The 19,608-nt window shown below is 36.3% G+C and carries 24 protein-coding genes; 3 read left to right on the top strand and 21 right to left on the bottom strand.

From position 1 onward, the window contains the following. Positions 1 to 87 precede the first annotated feature (87 nt). Positions 88 to 1,005: a class I SAM-dependent methyltransferase gene (locus ACQKFG_RS24855; protein ID WP_427563711.1), complete on the top strand. Its 918-nt coding sequence runs from the start codon at positions 88 to 90 to the stop codon at positions 1,003 to 1,005. Between the two features lie 314 nt (positions 1,006 to 1,319). Here ACQKFG_RS24855 and ACQKFG_RS24850 read toward each other — a convergent pair whose 3' ends face one another. The 14 genes from ACQKFG_RS24850 to ACQKFG_RS24785 form a co-directional block, all read right to left on the bottom strand. Beyond that, complete coding sequence (locus ACQKFG_RS24850) at positions 1,320 to 1,784, bottom strand: phage tail protein (protein WP_349730212.1); 465 nt, start codon at positions 1,782 to 1,784, stop codon at positions 1,320 to 1,322. 298 nt (positions 1,785 to 2,082) lie between these two features. Further along, positions 2,083 to 2,502 (bottom strand): VOC family protein, encoded by a 420-nt coding sequence (locus tag ACQKFG_RS24845; protein WP_427563708.1) that lies wholly within the window; start codon positions 2,500 to 2,502, stop codon positions 2,083 to 2,085. Positions 2,503 to 2,710: 208 nt separating this feature from the next. Beyond that, a complete protein-coding gene (locus ACQKFG_RS24840; protein WP_192206585.1) occupies positions 2,711 to 2,923 on the bottom strand; it encodes a hypothetical protein in 213 nt (70 codons plus the stop codon). A gap of 42 nt (positions 2,924 to 2,965) precedes the next feature. Further along, on the bottom strand, positions 2,966 to 3,049 hold the full coding sequence (locus ACQKFG_RS24835) for a DUF3953 domain-containing protein (protein ID WP_427563783.1): 84 nt from the start codon (positions 3,047 to 3,049) through the stop codon (positions 2,966 to 2,968). A gap of 300 nt (positions 3,050 to 3,349) precedes the next feature. After that, entirely contained in the window at positions 3,350 to 4,147 is a 798-nt protein-coding gene (locus ACQKFG_RS24830; protein ID WP_076370456.1) for a fumarylacetoacetate hydrolase family protein, read from the bottom strand. A gap of 517 nt (positions 4,148 to 4,664) precedes the next feature. Then, positions 4,665 to 5,306 carry a DUF4272 domain-containing protein gene (locus tag ACQKFG_RS24825; protein ID WP_427563705.1) on the bottom strand — a complete coding sequence of 214 codons (642 nt, stop codon included), beginning with the start codon at positions 5,304 to 5,306 and terminating at the stop codon, positions 4,665 to 4,667. 112 nt (positions 5,307 to 5,418) lie between these two features. Next, a complete protein-coding gene (locus ACQKFG_RS24820) occupies positions 5,419 to 5,628 on the bottom strand; it encodes a hypothetical protein (protein WP_076370451.1) in 210 nt (69 codons plus the stop codon). 168 nt (positions 5,629 to 5,796) lie between these two features. Further along, positions 5,797 to 6,486, bottom strand: a complete 690-nt coding sequence (locus ACQKFG_RS24815; RefSeq protein ID WP_427563703.1) for an HAD family hydrolase — start codon at positions 6,484 to 6,486, stop codon at positions 5,797 to 5,799. A 176-nt stretch (positions 6,487 to 6,662) separates the two neighbouring features. Continuing rightward, a complete protein-coding gene (locus ACQKFG_RS24810; RefSeq protein WP_427563701.1) occupies positions 6,663 to 7,370 on the bottom strand; it encodes a DNA alkylation repair protein in 708 nt (235 codons plus the stop codon). Between the two features lie 117 nt (positions 7,371 to 7,487). Continuing rightward, entirely contained in the window at positions 7,488 to 7,844 is a 357-nt protein-coding gene (locus ACQKFG_RS24805; RefSeq protein WP_427563699.1) for a DUF6157 family protein, read from the bottom strand. Positions 7,845 to 7,995: 151 nt separating this feature from the next. Then, positions 7,996 to 8,772, bottom strand: a complete 777-nt coding sequence (locus tag ACQKFG_RS24800; RefSeq protein WP_427563697.1) for an SDR family oxidoreductase — start codon at positions 8,770 to 8,772, stop codon at positions 7,996 to 7,998. Between the two features lie 95 nt (positions 8,773 to 8,867). Then, the gene (locus ACQKFG_RS24795; RefSeq protein ID WP_427563695.1) at positions 8,868 to 9,446 is read right to left on the bottom strand and encodes a hypothetical protein; all 579 of its coding nucleotides are present in this window, start codon (positions 9,444 to 9,446) and stop codon (positions 8,868 to 8,870) included. 206 nt (positions 9,447 to 9,652) lie between these two features. After that, positions 9,653 to 10,216: an MOSC domain-containing protein gene (locus ACQKFG_RS24790; protein WP_427563693.1), complete on the bottom strand. Its 564-nt coding sequence runs from the start codon at positions 10,214 to 10,216 to the stop codon at positions 9,653 to 9,655. A gap of 172 nt (positions 10,217 to 10,388) precedes the next feature. Continuing rightward, a complete protein-coding gene (locus tag ACQKFG_RS24785; RefSeq protein ID WP_427563691.1) occupies positions 10,389 to 10,880 on the bottom strand; it encodes a nucleotidyltransferase domain-containing protein in 492 nt (163 codons plus the stop codon). A gap of 239 nt (positions 10,881 to 11,119) precedes the next feature. Here ACQKFG_RS24785 and ACQKFG_RS24780 point away from each other — a divergent pair, with 239 nt between their 5' ends. After that, positions 11,120 to 11,536: a hypothetical protein gene (locus ACQKFG_RS24780; RefSeq protein WP_427563689.1), complete on the top strand. Its 417-nt coding sequence runs from the start codon at positions 11,120 to 11,122 to the stop codon at positions 11,534 to 11,536. 752 nt (positions 11,537 to 12,288) lie between these two features. Here ACQKFG_RS24780 and ACQKFG_RS24775 read toward each other — a convergent pair. The 7 genes from ACQKFG_RS24775 to uraD form a co-directional block, all read right to left on the bottom strand. Further along, positions 12,289 to 13,194: a VanW family protein gene (locus ACQKFG_RS24775; RefSeq protein WP_192206598.1), complete on the bottom strand. Its 906-nt coding sequence runs from the start codon at positions 13,192 to 13,194 to the stop codon at positions 12,289 to 12,291. A gap of 58 nt (positions 13,195 to 13,252) precedes the next feature. After that, the gene (locus tag ACQKFG_RS24770; protein WP_427563687.1) at positions 13,253 to 14,104 is read right to left on the bottom strand and encodes a hypothetical protein; all 852 of its coding nucleotides are present in this window, start codon (positions 14,102 to 14,104) and stop codon (positions 13,253 to 13,255) included. A gap of 265 nt (positions 14,105 to 14,369) precedes the next feature. After that, entirely contained in the window at positions 14,370 to 15,128 is a 759-nt protein-coding gene (locus ACQKFG_RS24765) for a carbon-nitrogen hydrolase family protein (protein ID WP_192206600.1), read from the bottom strand. Between the two features lie 620 nt (positions 15,129 to 15,748). Then, complete coding sequence (tpx, locus tag ACQKFG_RS24760; RefSeq protein ID WP_427563685.1) at positions 15,749 to 16,288, bottom strand: thiol peroxidase; 540 nt, start codon at positions 16,286 to 16,288, stop codon at positions 15,749 to 15,751. 30 nt (positions 16,289 to 16,318) lie between these two features. Beyond that, complete coding sequence (gene uraH / locus ACQKFG_RS24755; RefSeq protein ID WP_192206602.1) at positions 16,319 to 16,678, bottom strand: hydroxyisourate hydrolase; 360 nt, start codon at positions 16,676 to 16,678, stop codon at positions 16,319 to 16,321. Next, positions 16,678 to 17,661, bottom strand: a complete 984-nt coding sequence (gene pucL / locus ACQKFG_RS24750; protein WP_427563682.1) for a factor-independent urate hydroxylase — start codon at positions 17,659 to 17,661, stop codon at positions 16,678 to 16,680. The genes uraH and pucL overlap by 1 nt, the downstream gene beginning before the upstream one ends. Positions 17,662 to 17,674: 13 nt before the next feature. Further along, positions 17,675 to 18,172 carry a 2-oxo-4-hydroxy-4-carboxy-5-ureidoimidazoline decarboxylase gene (gene uraD / locus ACQKFG_RS24745; protein WP_349730197.1) on the bottom strand — a complete coding sequence of 166 codons (498 nt, stop codon included), beginning with the start codon at positions 18,170 to 18,172 and terminating at the stop codon, positions 17,675 to 17,677. 237 nt (positions 18,173 to 18,409) lie between these two features. Between uraD and ACQKFG_RS24740 the strand changes: the two genes are divergently transcribed. Beyond that, positions 18,410 to 19,600, top strand: coding sequence for a PucR family transcriptional regulator (locus ACQKFG_RS24740; protein WP_427563679.1), 1,191 nt, complete (start codon positions 18,410 to 18,412; stop codon positions 19,598 to 19,600). Positions 19,601 to 19,608 lie beyond the last annotated feature (8 nt).

Genomic DNA, 19,608 nt, shown 5'->3' with positions numbered 1-19,608 from the left:
TATAATTTACAGTTAAATTTTATGTGTTTATAATAAGATTCTCCTGGCCAGGGGAATCTTATTTTTGTTATATGGGAGGATTAATGTATGAAGAAAAATGAATCAAGCTTAACTTCCTTAATATCAGCATTTGGTCGAGCATACCACAGTAAATATGGCACACCCAAAATTTTTGATGATTTTATTGCAAAGGATTTAATTACCCAAAAAGAATTTGCAGATATTAGTGAGAACATGATTAAAGGAATTCAATTCTTTAATAATAAAATTGCAAGGAAGTTTCAAGATCATCCAGATGAAATTTTAAAATGGATTACACAAGTTCAACTTTCTCCAACGCCTTTGGCACGTGCTGCCTATTGCGAAAATGTATTATTTCACGAAATGTCGCTAGGCGTTAAACAGTATGTCATTCTAGGAGCTGGATTAGATACCTTTTGTTTCCGACACCCAGAATTAAACGACAGTGTAGAAATATTTGAAGTTGATTATCCAGCCACACAAGACTTTAAAAAGATAAGGTTAGCAAATGCTGATTATCAAATTCCGGATAATCTTCATTTTGTTTCAATGGATTTCACCAAAGAATTCACTGTTCAAAATCTTGTTGAAGAAGGTTTTATGCCTAATGAAAAAACTTTGTTTAGTCTTTTAGGTGTTTCTTATTATTTAACAAAAGAGGAAAATGCCAACTTGATTAATAGATTATTTACCAAAGTTCCCTCAGGAAGTTCTATCGTTTTTGATTATGCAGACGACAAACTTTTTGAAGAAAAAGGAATGTCTAATCGAGTTCATAATATGGTTCAAATGGCTTCAGCTAGTGGTGAGCCAATGAAATCATGTTTTACTTATGATGAGACGGAGAAAATGTTAGAAAACTCAGGTTTACTCATTTATGAACATTTATCACCTGTTACTATTAATAATGAATTCTTTCGTAGTCGTACAGACTATTTGTCTGCGTTCGAAACGATTCATTACATCCATGCTGTAAAAAAATAATATTTCGGTTAATACCAGACTTACCTCCCAATCTCCTTATGATTGGGAGGTTGTACTTTACATTTAATTGTAAAAGAGAAAGTAACTGAAGAAAAGTATAAAGCTGGATTGGCATCTTTATTAGCTTAGTTATTTTATCTGTTGGACCTTCAGTGAGTGCAGCATCAATATCTGCGATAGAAAGTGGAGAAGCAGCTAAGTTGGAGAAATTAATGATATTATTTCTCCATCCACTCATCCATATAGGCCTGATCCCAGCATAGATGTGACAGACTGCAATGGCCGGATTCCTCCACTTGCGCTTTCGCTTACCTTTAGTATTCTCCTTTAATTACAAAAAACGAGCCCCGAATTGTTCCAGCTAGTTTGGACTTCTGCCTAGCAAACTTAAACTTCCCTTCTAACTCCTTTGGTACCTCCATCCCCTCAGAAAGCTTAAAACCAACAGCCCGCTTCTTAGGGCCATCAACCGTATACATGACATTGACCTCTAGACCGTCCTCATAAAAGACGTAGGCAAATTTGATATTTTCCAATTGAAAACGCGAAGTTTCTAAAGGTTTGGCCGCAAACTCAATATCACGTTCTTCTTTCAAAATTCGGTTCACATAATCAAGCGTCTCCTGACTTTCGCTAGCTGCTACAACCGTAAATTCATGCTTGTATTTGTTCATAAAATACCGGGCTTCATTAGCACGTAAACCAGCAAGCGCTTCTACTACAGGTGAAGACTCTAAACCAACCGTAGACACATTTTTAAAATCAACGATATAGGACATTAACATCTCTCCTTTTCACTCTTTATTTCCTAACAATAGGAATCCACATTTCACCAAAAACTAAGCCATTCTTCAAATTGTTTCTTTGGACGATACAAATTTTGGTCAAAGAAACATGCATATAGCCAAACTTCAAATTATTCTTCTCACCTGCCCAAATATTATACCAAAAATGGTTCAAGAGAAAATATTGTTACATTTCAATCTGGATGCCTCCGCATGACATTTCACGATAAAAGTATGCACAAGTTTCTTCATCAACTACGCACCCGTTAGTTCAACCAGAAAACATTCTTCTCTATTGCGAGATAAGGTATTTTTCTTTGAAAATTGGACTTAATTCACTCCATACATCAAATTTATTACCATCTAAATCGAAGAAAACAAAATTTTTCCCAGAGTGTCCTCTATTTTCAATCGCACTAACTTTAATCTGTTTATGGCTAAAATCTCTATGTATAGCTTCTAAAGCATTAATTCCATTAACTTCAAAAGTTATAGAAAAACGCTCAACACCGTAAATATCATAGAAATTTGAGCTTTGATTTTCTTTAGATTTAACAAGGAAAATACTTTGGTTCGCAAAATTAAGAATTGCTTTGTCTTCGTCTTCATAGTTTAACTCTGCCCCCAATTTGTTTACATACCATTCAGAAGCAAGTTCTACATTTGAAACTGGGATATAAGTAGTTCCTACCCTTAATAATTTTTTATTCACCCTGTCTCCTCCTTTTATTACTTAAATAAACTCATTCTCCACTTATATATCTTTCCCCTTTTAATTATCCATAATTACCCTTTTGCACATTCAACTACCCAGCCCCTTTAGTTCCATAAGAAAAAGAGCTGCCGAAGCAGCTCCATTATTGAAGTAAAGCACCTGTTAGCTGAATAAAAAACACTTTATTCAACTAAACTCAAGTTTATTATTTCTGATATTTTGTATTTTGCATTGCCCACAAAACCCAAAAAGCCATAATTACATTAATAAATATTAAATTCAATGTCATTCTTTCATGAAAAACAATTGAAATAACATCATTAACAATTAAACTAACTAAAGTTAATAAAACACCTATTAATAATGCATGAATAGATAGTTTTAAAATCTTCACTTTTGAAAAGCTTAATAAATTCATTATTTTATCTCACTCCTTAAACGGCATCGTAAGCATATTTACTTACCAATAGCATCCCAAAACCTTTCTGTCTTTTTGAAGTTCGGCTAATCCTATCACCAAAATTAGTGCCCCAAGGAAAAACAAATAATACGGTTAACTCCAGTGTTCGAGTTATTAGAATATAACCTGATAAAACAATAACCATTATTACTAAGATAATTCTAACCATTTTGGAAGAATATATTTCCCTCTAAAAATTAGGTTCTATACAATTACTGTTTCTGTTTCAATCATACCATTTCACATCTTTTTATTTGTGTAAAAAATGGAAATTACTTAGTGAACTAACTTACCCGATGCATAAAGAAAAAGAGCTGCCTTAAAAGACAGCTCCGACCTTTACTAACTATAAGCATTTGTGGTTATGAAGAATGCTGGCACACCTTATTGAACATCATTAGTTAAGCGACCGATGTTCTCGACTTCAACAACGACCTCATCCCCCGACTTGATCGGGCAGCTGCCAGATGGTGAACCCGTGGCCAAAATGTCACCTGGCTCCAGTGTCATTACCTGTGAAAGCCAGCTGATTAGAAACGGAATGCTTAGAGACATTTCATTGGTGTTTCCGTCCTGGACAACGCGGCCGTTTAAAGTGGTCACAATCCGCAAATTAGTGGGATCTACCCCGGTAACGATGCACGGTCCCAAAGGTCCGAACGTATCAAATCCTTTGCCCCGCGTAAACTGTGGATCCTTTTTTGTAAGATCTCTTGCTGTGACGTCATTAAATATCGTGCAACCGAACACATAATCAAGCGCATCTTCTTCTTTGATGTTTTTTCCGCGCTTTCCAATCACCAAGGCTACTTCCCCTTCAAGTTCAACTTGGTTGGATAGCTCGTTTGGCGGAAGGATAATTTTCTCCTTATCTGCAATAAGCGAAGATAACGGCTTTAAGAATAGAAATGGTTCTACAAGGTTCGCCTCTCCCCCTGTTTCCTTTGCATGACCTGCATATGTCCAGCCGAAATTAACAACTTTCGAAGGTTTTACAGGTTCCAGAATTTTTACGTCACTATATTTCAGCTCTACCCCGTCATACTTTATTTCCTTGTTGACAAGTTCAGCAAAACTGCTAGACAGTTGTAATATCATTTCATCCTCAACAATACCGTAATGTATATTGCCCTGTTGATTCTGATAGCGAACTATTTTTTGTGTTTTTTGTAGCACATGCATTATGAATAAACTCCTTTGATGATTAAGATTACCTCAGATAAAATAAAATCCGATTCTCCTATACTATAACATGTCTGTTCTTTTACGTGAAAAATGAGCTCTCGTCGCAAGCCTATCTTCAACTGAACCGACCTTTAGTTCAATAAGATTAAATTATTTAACTATGTATTTTATGGAACCTACAATTTATTTATAATCTGTGTATTGCCTTATATAGGCTGCAATAAATTTTCCGATTGGCAGCCCTAGTAATACATTCCCCATGAAATGCTCACTTAATTTCATGCATACAATTGCAACTAATACACCTATTACATTCAAAATCTTTGGTGCTTATTGATTATCTCAAAATATGAAAACTTTTGTACTGGTAATTCGTCCCTGTCCAGCTGACCTGCCTTGTTAGTGCCATAAGAAAAAGGCTGCCTCAGCAACCTTCCTTGTTTGAAGTCATCACCTGTTAAATTAGGTGAAAAATCCACATTTACCCCAAGGAAGCAAAAAAGTATTCGTGCTTTTATGTATCTGTACTTATTTCTTCCCATTCTTGATCCATATAATTTACTAGCCAATTAAGAGTGTAGTGTCTTTCATATACAACGCCTTCATCTAGAGATGATGGAACTTCCAAATGATTTATTTGGGCTTCCCGTACCGCCCAATGTGCTCTATAAATAAAATCAAGGCTATCTAATATATCACTGGTTGGTTTTATAGAGGATTTATCAAGCAACTCTTTTTTAGAATGAAGAAAAACCGTCTCAAAAACATATTCAGCACTACACGTATTGGCTGGAACATCTATATCGGATATTAGATTTACAGACCAAAGCAGAAGCCAAATACATTCCAACTTCCAAGAGTACTGGATCAGCTCGTTCTGATTCAGATGTTTTTTCATTAAAAACTTTTTTTCTTCTTCTGTGAATAATTCGTTAGCATTATATCTATCAATAAATTCCTCAATTTTTTCTGGCGGAGCCTCCATAGCTTTCGCTGAGACTATCGCTAAAGGAATAATTCTGTTAATGATCTCTTCTTTTGTTCTAAGAGAAACTTCTTCTTCATTCTCCGTTAAGGGTAAATGTTTATTTATTGGTACCTTTAGGGTCTTTAATATCTTTTCGGACCTTTTTTTTCTATTTTTCGAACTTCGCATTCCGCACCTCACTATTAGGTAAATCCCTTTAGGAAATCCACATTCAGTCCCCTAAAATAAAAATAGTGCCAACTTCCATAAAGAAATCAGCACTTCGTTTATTCACTATCCGTTATCGTGCAGCTTTAGGCGGTTGGCACACGTCACATTTACGTTGTTTATTATTTTTAAACTTCGTAAACGTTTTTTCAAAATTGCTACCACATGTACATTTAAATAGTAACTTTTGAGAAAAACCGTGATATTCCGTCGTTAGCAACTTACTTTCCGAATTGTTTTCAACAAATTCTTTAATTTTGCCAATCGTCCATTGTTTATTCAATCTCTTACACCTCCATATTTTATCGCTATGCGGAGGCTTTACTTGGCATCCGTCCAAAAACAGTAATTATCTTAAGTCATTCATTATAACATGCGCTGGCACTCAATAATACAGATGGATGTATCTTCTTAAACTATCCTGCCCCATTTGTTGCAAAAAGAAAAAGCTTCACCAACTCACCTTATTTCCCCCATTGCTTTTGTCATTTAATTTTTCTAAAACTGATTTCAATTCAACTAAGCTGTTAATGATGATATCTGCTTGCGCAAGCTCATTTTCTTGAGCAAAATCAAAATTACACCCTATCGCTACTAAACTATTATCTTTTGCTGCTTTAATATCTGATAAGCGATCACCAATTACAGCACCTTTTTCAACATTATATTTGTTCACTATTGTATGTACTAAATCTGACTTAGTTTGAGATTGTATTTGTTGTATACTAAATGTTTCCGTAACCCAATTATCTAAATGATAATACTTTACGATTGCATTTAAATATTCTATTTGCCCATTGCTTGCTATATATATTGCACAATCATTATCCTTTAAATGTCCAAAAACTTCCTTTACATACGGATATAAAGCACCATTACCTACATTAATATTAGTAATTAATTTCTCGTGGAATAATTCATTTGCTTGTTGTCTGATTTCGCCCGAATGTTCAGGTAATAAGGTTTCCCATACAACTGGTAAAGGTACTCCCATAATTTCTCGATATTTTTCAATGGGCGTTTTTTGCTCCCACAAACTCAAATTCCTCAAATGATCAAATGTTTCTTGAAGGGATATTTCTAAAATTTTATCTGTTTGAAACAATGTACCATCCATATCAAAAATCAATGATTGTGTCATTTTCTTCCCCCTTTGAACTTCTATTAAACCTATAGAAAAAGGCTGCCTCGGCAACCTTCTTTATTGAAGTAAAGCACACATTAGTTTAAGAAGGATATTTTCATGCATCCAATCAAAATCATCGATAAGGTATTAACCTTTTCACGATAGTTGATTCATATTGCGAGGCTAATTTTTTAACATCTTACATATTTGCGTTTAAAACCAAGCCTTCCTTTATCGACTTCTTTTTGAATACTTTCGTAAGCATTTAGAAAACTGTTTTTTTTCTTGTCCCGTTTGACTTCTACTATTCCTATTGCCTTTGCAGTCTTGACTGCCTTTTCATGGAGTGGCAAATATGAAATCCCCACAGTGTAAAGAAAATTATTCATGGCGGATTTCGTTCGTTCTGGCGAATCGTGAATCGTATTCTTTACACTATCAAGCATTTTGGAAATCTTGCTTTCTGAAAATTCAACGTCAAGCCGATTCCCTAAAAGCCAGCAGTAGCAACTCCAGCCCGCCGACATTCTCAGCTCTTCACCGCTTGCGATCCATTTATCAGCAACTTCTTGTGCAATATCCGACTCTGCTAAAGTTACGGCCACTACAAAATCGGACAGCATATAAAAATACGCAGCATCCATCCAACGATCATAATCCGACTCAGTCATGGCTTTTGGATCTGCAATAATGCCTGCAAAGTACATAGCATCGTAGTTCCCCGTCGAATAAAGCTCTTCAGCTAAATGGTGACTTATTTTTATTTTCTTTGCGATTGGTTTCATAGCGCCTGTAGCCACGCCAAAAAGCGGCTCATGCGCACCATTGGATATGTATATTTTTTTAGTTCGTTCCTTGCCAAGGGCTTCAAGTTCCTGCATAACCATCTCTAAATTCATCGCTTAGCACTTCCTTCTTTTCGGAGTTTCCCACCTAATATTTTGCCCATCAAATATATCACCATTATCCTATAACAAACTACCATTTGTCAGCTTGACCATCACATACCATTGTACTCAATCCACGTTCAGTACATCCAAAAAGTTTATGGCCTTATAACCCTTTAAAAAAAAGGCTGTTTTCGCATTAATTCCCCACCCATAATTTTTCACTAACGGAGAAGCCCTGAAGCAAGCTTTGGATTTTGAAAAGAACCGTTCTCGAAGTTCCGCTGCATTTTCCTCTTCTATTTGATTCTTGATTAAGTATGTTTTGAATTGTACGTCTTCTTGTGTAAATTTATATGGGTTATTATTAATTAATTCATGATCAATATAAGCAATTGTGGGTTTTTCGTTTTTGATGACAGGTACCTTTGCTGAAGTAACTTTTGAATCCTCTGAAATGGTAATAAGTGTGTTCTTATAACTCATATAACAACCTCCTTATTTAGCAGCGTGTTTTTTATATACCATATTATGCCAACCCGCACTTCCGGTATCCCGATCCGTTATTTACATAAAAAGGCTGCCTCAGCAGCCTTTTTTTATTGAAGATATCTGAATAAAGAAGATTTAGTTTAATTTACCTTTTAAATCCACCTTCTGCATGAATAACCTGCCCTGTAATCCAATCTGCTTCATCGCTCACTAAAAACTTAATAGTTTTTGCAACATCCCTCGGTTTTCCTATTCTGCCGAAAGGAAACATCGGTTTTAATTTACTTTGTATTTCTTCTGTCATCCAACCTGTATCAGTTGGACCTGGGTTTATTGCATTAACCGTTATTCCTAAAGGGGCGAGTTCAGCCGACAAAGTGATGGTTAGAGCATCAACTGCTCCTTTTGTTGTTGCATATGCTAATTCGCCAGGCATCGGTCCTTTTGACTGACCTGATGTAATGTTGATAATTCTTCCGCCTGATTTCTTATCAAACCTTTGAGCAAATTTACTGCTTAATAGTGTCGTTGCACGAACATTTACCATGTAATGTTTATCCAATTCTTCGGCAGTCAAATTTGAAAAATCGTTGTTAGTTGAGTATGCTGCGTTATTAATCAAGATATCAGGATAACCAAGTTGTTCAGAAACTTCATTTATAAGTTGTTCAGGTGCATCATATGAAGTTAAATCCAACTCCATACATGATACCTTAACCCTCTTTTTTATTAATTCTTCTTTTAATTTCATGGGCTCATCTGATTCAATACTCCAAGGCATTTTTTTATCATATGCCGTCCAATAAGTAAAAAATATATCGTAACCCGTTTCAGCTAACTCCTTACAAATAGCAGCCCCAATCCCCTTAAGCCGGCTTACTCCCGTAATAATGGCAATTTTCCCTTTTACTTGGCCCATCATAATCCTCCATTTCAACAGTAAATTTAAGTTATACTTGCCCTTTTGCCGCATAAAGAAAAAGCTATCTTAATGACAGCTCCAATCTTTAGCTAACGTTAGTTTTTAAGGTTATTCAGGTCAAATCTTGCTATTTCTTGATTTTCAATTGTTACAACTAAAAAAGCATCCAATGCATGCTTCTTAAGTTCATCTAATTTATCTTTTGAAGGTACAAGTAGTGGAACTTGGGAATTTTCTTCACTTACACCTAAATCGTAGTTAAGAGTATACTCACCCTTTTCGTCAGGCTTAAGAATTGATAAAAAGGAATGACCGAACCCTACACCACTCGCGTTATACTCTTCGGGATCATAAATATTGAAGCCTATCACGTCTTCTGACACCGCTCTCAATTCGTCTTTAGGCTCAATCTTAAGTTCAATTCCTTTATCAACTTCTTCAACACCAGCTGTTTTATTACCTGTATTTTTAATGGTGAACTTATAAAATAAAGCTGTCGGGACCAGCTCATCCCCCTCTCTTTCTCCTTCAGTTATCCCAATTGAACCAAGTAAACTTTTATCTTTGACAATATCAACATCCACATCTACTAGTTCTATAGAAGGATTTGATGAACAGGCTGATAAAAAGGATAAAACAATAAATAGGCTAATAAAAAGAAAACATTTCCTCAAGTAATCACCTCTAATTTAACGATACCATAATTTACCTATTATTCAAACGGATTTCTTGTTGAATTATTGCCCCTTACTTTCTTTAAAGCGATTAATATCATCAATACATAAGAAAAAGGCTGCCTCAGCAACCCCCTAATAGAAATAAAGCAACCAGTTAAGTTTGTTTTGTCTTACTGAAAATAAAAACGGCTCTTTTGAAAACCTCATACCCTTTCAAGAGGTGTATGAGGTAAAGGTGGTAATTGAATTCTAACCACGTCCCCTGGGTGAACCTCACCGCTTTCCAAAACTATGCTCATTATTCCTGCTTTACGTATCAAGTTCCCATCCTTATCCCGGTCTAAAACAGCATTCATCAATCCTGATTTAAATTGATCGATTTGGGCACATGGATTTCGTAAGCCTGTTACTTTAATAACCGCTGTTTCCCCAATATATAGTAACGAATCCTTCGGTAATTCAAGCAGTTCGATACCTTTTGTGGTGATATTTTCACCCATTTGACCAGCTTTAACATTAAACCTATCTTTCAATTCATCTAATAATTCTGAGTGTATTAGGTGAACTTGCCGCAGGTTAGGTTGATTTGGGTTAGCCGCTACACGTGAACGATGCTTTACGGTTTTACCTAAATGGGCATCTCCTTCAACGCCCAAACCTTTCAATAGCTTTATACTAGTGCAATTATCCTTACTGAATGTGTGTTTATCACTTTTACTAACAGCTATTACTACTCCACTGGCCGAGCCGCTTTTTTCGTCATTCATTTCATTCATCTCCCCCTTATTCTTATAGTTTGATATATTTGTTCAAATATCCTGCCCAGTTAGTTTCATAATAAAAAGGCTGCCGCAGCAACCTCCATTAGTTAGCTCAATAAGAACCTTATTTAACTTCTACCTATTTACATCAATGATCTGTTGAATAATTTCCATGCTTTTAAAATCCTTGACGAAGTGTCCTTCCTGTTCCTTGTTCGTAAACTTTTTTTTCTTCAAGTAATTGGTATGGGTTTAAAACATTCATTGATATACCTCGTAAATTATAAGGTTCCATTGGCAAGGCATCTTTCCTCCATACCCATTCTGGAAATCCGTTAGCGACTATATCGCCATTATCCGAATTCGTAACAAATACAAAACTCACATCGACATTGTTCTTGAGGAAATCTGTTTGAAACTCGCTGACTGGCTTTAGTTGAAAACCATCATTAACAAGCGCCTGTTCCAAATGCTCACGATGCTGTATCCAAGTAACTAAATCAATATCAGAATGTGACCGTGTAACCTTTCCAAGAAGAAAATCTATCGCCCATCCGCCTCGTAGCCACAGGTCAAAATTAAGTGATAAGCAAATTTCATTTAATTCACGAATTATTTTTAATTGTGACTTGCTTATATCCTTTTCTTCGGTACCATTCTTATAATCCATCCTTATACATGTACTAAGATTTTAAGTATTACCTTATTCTGCATACGTATTGTAATAACCTTTTTTTCATGAAAAAGGCTGCCTTAAAGCCAGTTCTGATCTTTTAGCCAACACATAAAAATATAAATACGATGGCCGAATGGAAGCACGGATAAGATAAAGGCAGGGAATTTAGTATATTTGTACAAGCATGTTTTTTTTCATCTCATATATATAGTAGATAAAGGAGTGATATATATATGAAATCTTGTCAAAATATATTATGCCGCCATAACCCATTCTGTGGCCATAATTCATTCAGCGAGGATAAATCATTCTGCTGTGATAAATCATTCTGCTGTGATAAATCCATCTGCTGTCATAAAGGAATGGATAAGAGTCATAAAACAACATTACAGCCAATCGGACAAGCATGTCAGACTCGACGAGAAATAAGTGAGTTTTTAAGGACTTCTATCATAGGTTCAATCATTGGATTCACTACAACCGCTGAACCATTTACACCTATATTTGTAGAGTTACGAAGTTTTGATGCTGTTACCGGACAATTGATAGTTAATGACAGAGCAATGGGTAATTTCACCATTAACCTTTCATCCATTTGTTCCGTTAAAACAATTTGTTCCGTTACAACGCCACGGATATTTAATGTTTAAAAAGACTTTATAGAGGAAACTCCCCAAAGTGAGATGGGGGTCAGGAAGTTCCAAATTTCTACACATACTGAAACCCTTTCACATTCTCCCCTATTCCATGTAGGTTAAAAAAGACAATTATTTAATTAATTGTCTTTTTTCTCTGTTGTACTGTCATACTTGCATCGTCCCCTTCTATTTCGTGGGGATCTCTACTGTTAAATGGGACTGGTCTATGTTTTACTTCATTCCAAATATATTTATCTAAAACTAATTCACCTTACTTAGTAAAGTTGCCCATTTATTTTATTATTCTACGAACCTGCCGCGATAGTTAAAAATATAGTTATTACCTTTTTATGATTCTAGCAATCTTGAAAATTCCAAAGCCACAAAGAATCAAGATACCCATTATTATCATTGGTACTAAAATATTAAATGACATTAAATCATCTCCCTTGAAATTATGCAAATTCTTATATCCATATAATACCACATCAAAAACATCTACTTATTCAGCTAAACTGCAAAAGCCGCCTTAAGCTATAGCACACAACATGCTTATGTGTTTTATTTTCCCCCTAAATCTTTGATATGCTGTTTTATTTCTTTAAGCTCGGATAAAGTAAAAAGTTCGTAAAAGTGTACTTTTACGAACAGGTTTTCCTCGTTTTACCGACATTATTTTTAATGGAATATTGTATTAATGGGGCAGTATCTTTCTTTTAGTGAGGATTGTCTACGGACAGAACGTGCTTGCGTTTACTTATTAATCACACCGAAATTTCTTTTGATATGTGTTTTGAAGCATTGGGAACTTTTCGGGCCTCATAATTAATCATATCTGAAGAATACACCGCGATGCTCACAATTCCTCCTTGGGTTGTAGCTCGTAGGAGGATAGGTTGATTGTACTTATTTTTAAAGCTAAAATCAGGACCATCCCAGCTTACTGTAGCATCCCGGCCAGATGGAACATAAGGAACGCTCCTAGTATGGGAATAGCGTTGAATGGTTTGCAATCCTGCATTGTCAATCGCGTTAAACAGGGTGGATGACACCTGACAGATCCCTCCACCGATCCCTTCAGAAAACTCTCCTTCGACTATAACCCGAGCGAGCATATATCCTTTGTCTCCTGTCCTCTTGCCAACGGCTTGGTTAAAAGAAAACGTCTCTCCTGGAAACACGACATAATTATTAATGGCTTTTGTTGCAAGCAAGATATTATTTGAACGATTTTTATTGTTCTTATTAAAATAGGTTCTATATTCACCTATTTTTTTAACACGTATCTGAGCAAGCAATTCGATGTCAACTTTTGGATAAGTGGCAAGTAAAGGCACTTCCATTTTGTATGCTTTACTACTATACAAAAAGGAATAAAATTGCTCATTAAACGCCTGATGGTAAAGTTTATAACCTACCTGCCCAGGTAGAATATTACCATATTTATCGATAGTGGCATTTACAGGTTTTTGGTACACTTGGCGGTCTAGTTTTTCGATAAACCGATTGTATTTATCCAAGTCCACCATAGGAACATTTAGTGAGGGCATAGTAACATCAGCACGGTTGACAGTGGCAATGGTTTGACCGTGTTGAGTTACCGATAAGCTTTCAGAGATATTCACTTGTTGAACGAATAGTAAAATTCCGGCAATCCATGTTAATCTCATTTGAATGCACCCCCACACTAATATATTAATCATTGCATGTATCCCTTACTTCACAATCTTATTTTAAGTCTTCATGGAGCGAATCTTGATCAATGAACCAGCGATCAGTCAAACTTTCCCTTCGGATCATAAAATGCATAACCTTATTTTCTTTGCCTTCTCTCTTCTTATAAATAGCTACTTGAACGGGTACATCCACGAGAAATAGCCCATTTAGTTGTTCCGGCGGTTGTCTTAAAGGGTCAACGACTCCAAAATATGTAATATCTTTAACAAGTTTATTGACACTTTTATGTCCAGGATTTGATAAGGTCATTGCTAATAATTTCTGATTTCCTTGATTAACGGCAATGGTAAAAATGCGTATAAGTTCATAGGGACTGACCGTTTGTATATAATCATCAAGCTTGCCAGCCGCTTTCAATACCATTAATTTATGAGAAAGATCTTCGTTTTTCAAACGATGCGTAATGCTTCCAGAGAAATGAACACAGAAATGACCTGAAAAACCATTTTGAAGAGCACCGGCACCATGTGGCATTCCGTGCATGGATGCAGCAATCATTTGATTATTGATCAATACAATAATGGCTCTTCTATTCCAACTCCATTTATTATTATAAATTTTCTTCATAATTTGCGTATCTTCTTTGGTTAGTGGCTGTACATCCGCATGATGGCTGCCTGCTCTTCGCTGAACCTTAAATGATAAACCAGTTTCAATATCAATAACGGTGAAAATAGTTTTATTAGGAATAATGTTGTTCACGATCTCCCAAGGTAACATCTCAATCTTAAAGCTTATTGGTCCTTCTTCATCTTCCCATTCCGTTGCATGGACCGGGTGATCGACCATTAAGACAAGTATAAAAATAGCGATAATCACTTGATAAAATTTATGGTTTTTCATTTGGTATCTCCCGCATTTTTTTCTTATTATTTCAGAACATAATCAGTTGAATACCTTTGAAAAATTGGAAATTAAACTCCTCCTTGTTACACAGGGTTTGGGGGAATCATAAAAAGACCCATCAAAAAAACCCCTGGACGGCCAAAGGGGTTTCTCCATTTATGCATTGTAACAAAGTTTTTTCATTTTCCTGTTTCTTCATGAATGTACAAACGCAACCTTTAATTGAACATGAGTGCCGTGTATGTTGTAAATTAAGTTCTCATTATATGTAATCGATGTCGAAATAAGGGGATATTAATTCCATGCTTTGTAAATCCCATTCAAAGGTAAGTATCGCTGATTGTTTTGATTTATGTGCTAGGAGAGGTACACCATTTTTTATGATCATACTTTCTGCATCCCAAAAACGGACAGTTTCGTCTTCGCCAGTACGATTACAGACAATTACAGGCAATCCTGTTTCTAATGACCTTTGTTCCCATTCTCCCTCTGGACCATGTAATCCGGGACCCCAGGAAGATGGTGCAATTAATATTTTTGCTCCTTTTTCAAATAAGTTGTTAGCAATTTCTTTGTGATATGCGTCAGCACATATCATAATACCAACGTCGACATTGTCTGTTTTTATTGGCTCTATTACATCCCCGGAAGCTGACCAATCATCAATAACACTGATTTTTCTCTGTTTCCCTAATAAATGACCGTTTTTATCTATGACAAACACAGAATTATACAGCTCTCCGTTACTGCCTTTTTCGGGGCAGCCTAAAAATACAGTGCTTTTCAAATTCTTTAGTTTACGGCTCATATCACTCATCCAAGCATCAGGCTGCCTGTTAATCCATCCGGTGCCAATCTTATGATTGAATTGAAGTCCGCTGACACATAGTTCGGGTGTTATAATCCATTCGGCATTTTTATTTGATGCAATATGAATGGCTTGTTCAATTAGTTTTTGGTTATACTCCACATCACCAGCGATAGGCAATAGGTGTAATAAAGCTATTTTTATTTTTCCCATAGTGATCTCCCAAACATCAACTTATTTTAATGGCCATGCTTGCCATGATTGTAGCATAGACATTGATTGGCTTGTTCGACTAATCTTCCTCGATAGATTTTGCCATTCGCTGATGTGGAATATATCACACATTTACTACAAAATTCTCCGTTGCAGGGGCTGTTTATTGTATCATCAAGAAATTGAAGTGGAAGGAGTGGAGATGATGGTTTTTGGATGTTAAACAGGAGTTTATACTTATACTTATACTTATACTTATACTTATTTCTATTTCAGGTGTTTTTAGCGCCGTTATGTTAATTAGTAAGTGAAAAACATAAAAAGGGCACTCCCTCAAAAAAGGAAGCGCTTCCATGTTATATTAAGCTATTGGACTTTCATTATATCATGAGTTACTATTCAAATAAAAGGAATCGATGATAAATTTAGTTATTTTTATTATATTTTTACATTTAGGAAAAGCTTGGGTAGAACTACTTTTCTCCTTTTGCATTAATGAAATCACGGGAAAACTGCTCCAATTTAATTCAGTATCCTCAAAAGACCGTCCAGTTTTTGTGAATCGGACGGTCTTACGAATAATAGAATGAAATTTTAATATCCTTCGTGAGGGAAAATATTCATTTAGCTGTACCTGCTTTATTTATCACTTCCTTCGCTGCCTGCAATGCGGATTCATAATCTGGGTGATCCGTGACTTCGGGTACATATTCCACATACTTAATAGTTCCTTCTTGATTTATTACAAATACTGCCCTGCATTCCAGTCGTTGTTCTTTCATATACGTTCCATATGCAGTACCAAATGACAAATCAAAATGGTCGGAGAGAATGGTTATAGCTTCCACATTACTCTCTTTACACCATCTTGCTTGAGCAAAGGGAAGGTCTGCGCTGATGGCCAACACTGCTACATCATCACCCATTTTGCTTGCTTCTTCATTTAAGAGCTTTGTTTGTAAATCACATACACCCGTATCAAGCGAAGGAACAGTCGTGATGATGCATGTCTTATTTTTATAGTCTGTTAAATGTGCTTTACGGCGGTCGTTTGTTAATAGTGCAAAGTCAGGGGCCTTATCCCCTACCCTTAGTTCAGGACCAATTAAGGTCACTGGATTACCGCCTAAAGTCACTACACCAGTACGCTCATATGCCAAATTAAACCCTCCAACTCCCTTACTAATTTACTAACTTCCTCGGTAGGTGCTATATCCTCCTGGAGCAACAAGCAGAGGAACATGATAATGTTCTTCATTACTTCTTATTCCAAAGCGAAGTGGGACCTTATTTAAAAATGGCCTTAAATAAGGATCATTCGCTCCATCATTGAAATATTCCCCAACATAAAAGACAAGCTCATACTCCCCTGGTTTGAGATCATTCCCTTGAAGTAGCGGATCATCCACTCTCCCATCATTGTTTGTACAGACTTCTTTAATGAAAGAATGGTCTCCCTGTTCTGCTATGGCCCAGAGTTCTATCTTCATCCCTTTTGCCGGCAGGCCTTTAGACAGGTCTAAAACATGTGTGGTCAGCTTACTGTCCATTATCGGGAAACCCCTACAGTTGAATCGGCTGCCTTTTTTTGTTTAACGTCTTCTTGTGTAACGACAAAGCCTTGGAAGCCAAACGGAGGACGAGGTTCCTGATAAACACTTCCTTCTGAATTTGGAATAGTATCTACAACTGTTTCCCAGGTACGATTATTGGTTTTAAATTGAACATTTGCCAGCTGAGGGAAACGTTCCAGAATCCTGATGCCAATATGATAAATGAGCTGCTGAATCGAACGGTTATTCAGTTCATGGAACACTGTGTTTGCAATATCACTAATTTGTTCTGCTGCTACATATTTTTCTGGATTTGCTCCAGTGGCATCCTCCCAGCGGCTATATTCCCAATCGAAATCCAAGTAGATAAATAGTGGACGATCTTGAGCTTCTGGCAGTGTGGTGTATTCATCTTGAATAAATCCATAAAAAGAGCTTCCTTTAACCTTGATTAACTGGACATCAACTATTCCACTTGAATGCTTGACGATTTTGCTTCCAGTAGGTGTCCTTTTCACTTCGATTGTAGTGGTAGCCCTCTCATTTCTGGAACATCGAAACACAACATCACTATTTTCATGTCCTTCCCCTTTTGGAACAAGTACATGATCGAAGGGAACTTCATTTGCTGTCAATTCTACTGCATCTATGTGGCTATACTTATCAAGGAAGACTTCACATAAGAACTTTAAAAATCCTTCCGCCGTATTTCCTTGATAATTGGCCGCCTGGCGATGAATGATGTTTTTCATGGAATCCGTAGCAATCACCAAGCTATTATCTCCTTCCGTAAAAGAAGATAAGAAAGCTTCCCCTTTCAGAGAAATCTGGCAATTAAATCCAAAAATAGTGTTATCTCTTTCTGTGAAACCTGATTCCGGTATTTTCCTCAAACCTGTAAGAGGCTGTACAAAAGTCCTATATACAAATACATCCCCTTTACCGTAATACATCGTTCTGTTTTCATTTTGAACTGTCATATTATTCCTCCTCCTATTTAATAAAATCAGATAACCTGTGGCTAGCAATTAAGTGGATTTGCTTGATCGCTTCCTTAAGTTCATTTGCCTGATCCAAACCAATCCTTCTTTTCATCTCTGCCTTTATCAACGTTTTATCGCTGCCACGGACAGCAAATATGAACGGAAATCCAAACTTTTCTTTATACTGATTATTTAACGCATGAAATTCTTCATATTCATCCGGAGAAAGCGAATTCAAACCGGCTTCGGATTGTTCTTTAACTGATGCTTCAGCCATATCAATCCGGGCTGCCAAGTCCGGGTGAGACTTAATTAATTGGAGCTGTTCCGATAATGAGGCATTCTGCACAACTATTTCCATTTTCTCTTTTAGGTCCTCTAAGGAAATGAATGGCTGGTAATCCCATGAACGCTCTGCTATCCATGGAGAATGTTCATATACCCAACCTAACTTTTGGATGAATTCCACCTTGTTCAACTCATTTATGCTATTAAGGTCAGATATCAATGCGGGCCCTCCCTTCTTCAGATTATTTTTATAATTCAAAACATTCTTAACTTAATTGAATTATATACGTGCGCTTATTTATAGGTCATTAGCTGAAAAAGCTAATATTTTTCCATCCCCTTTGTGCTTACCGCACTCACCTTTAAAGAACAGGCTATCCTAATAGCTCAGCTCCAGTTGCCAATATTCGAAAAATTAGTTAAATTAGAGAAAAAGGCACAGCGAAGGGGACCTATCATGCATTTAACGATGACTGATGCATTAAAATTACCACAGATCAAACAATGCCAAGTGGTTGCTGGCATTCAGGGACTTAATAGAGAAATAGAATCCATCAATAGCTTTGATGCTCCTGATGTGCTTTCCTGGCTGAAGCCAAATGAATTGATTCTAACAACAGGATACTTATTTCAAGATAATCCGCAACAATTAGACCAATTCGTAATCGAATTAGCAAAAATGAATTGTTCAGGATTGTTCATCAAACTGGAGGAAATTCCGCAAACTACCATCAGCATCGCCAATATGGCCAATTTGCCTATTCTCAGAATCCCCCCTGAGTTTTCGCTATCAGATATCATGTCTCCCCTACTTCGTGAAATTGTAACGAGACAGAATGAACAAAAAGAGTCGGGTTATAGTATTGAAGATATTTCAGGAGTTGGTGCCGAAAATATAAGTTACGGGACTTTAGGGATGACGGAGGTCAAATCCAGCTTCCCTCAAATTACTGGAGGATACATATGTACTGTTTTACCTTTAACGCTGCAATGGAATCAAAGGAATGATTCCATTGATTATAAACAGCTTATCAAGACAATTGAAACATTAACCGAGCAATATAAAATCGATAAGCTCATAAGGAATATCAAGGGCAGTCTAGTTATCATTTATCTGGATACCATCCATCTAGGGAACACCCACTTTCATTCACAAGTCACCCAGATAAGCCAACAAATTATCTCCACTTTATCTAAACACCTGCCAATGGAACTTACGCTGGGAGTCGGTAACTATCATACAGGTATTAATAACCTAGCTAATAGCTTACAGGAAGCTTTACAATCTATTGATTTGGGAAAACGATTGAACCCAGGAAAGGAAATTTACAGCTACAAAGAATTAATAACATTTAAAATTTTGCAGTATGCTCCCAAAAATATGCTCATGGATATTGTTACAGGTAATTTAGCACCGCTGAAGGACCATGACGATGAAACCCAGTCTGACCTTATCAAAACCTTGGAGGCATATTTACAATGCAATCTTCGACCTGCTGAAACGGCCAGAAAAATGGGGGTACATCGAAACACTATCCATTTTCGAATAAAAAGCATAAAAAAACTATTGGGAATGGAATTAAGCAATGATGATCTGTTCACTTTAAAACTTGCCCTATATGCCAAACGTCTACTGGATGACCGATAAGAAATAGA

This window comes from Peribacillus sp. NPDC076916 (assembly GCF_050269675.1).
Taxonomy (GTDB): domain Bacteria; phylum Bacillota; class Bacilli; order Bacillales; family DSM-1321; genus Peribacillus; species Peribacillus aracenensis.
The sequence above is the reverse complement of the archived record's forward strand: the minus strand, read 5'-3'. Positions and strand labels throughout refer to the sequence as shown.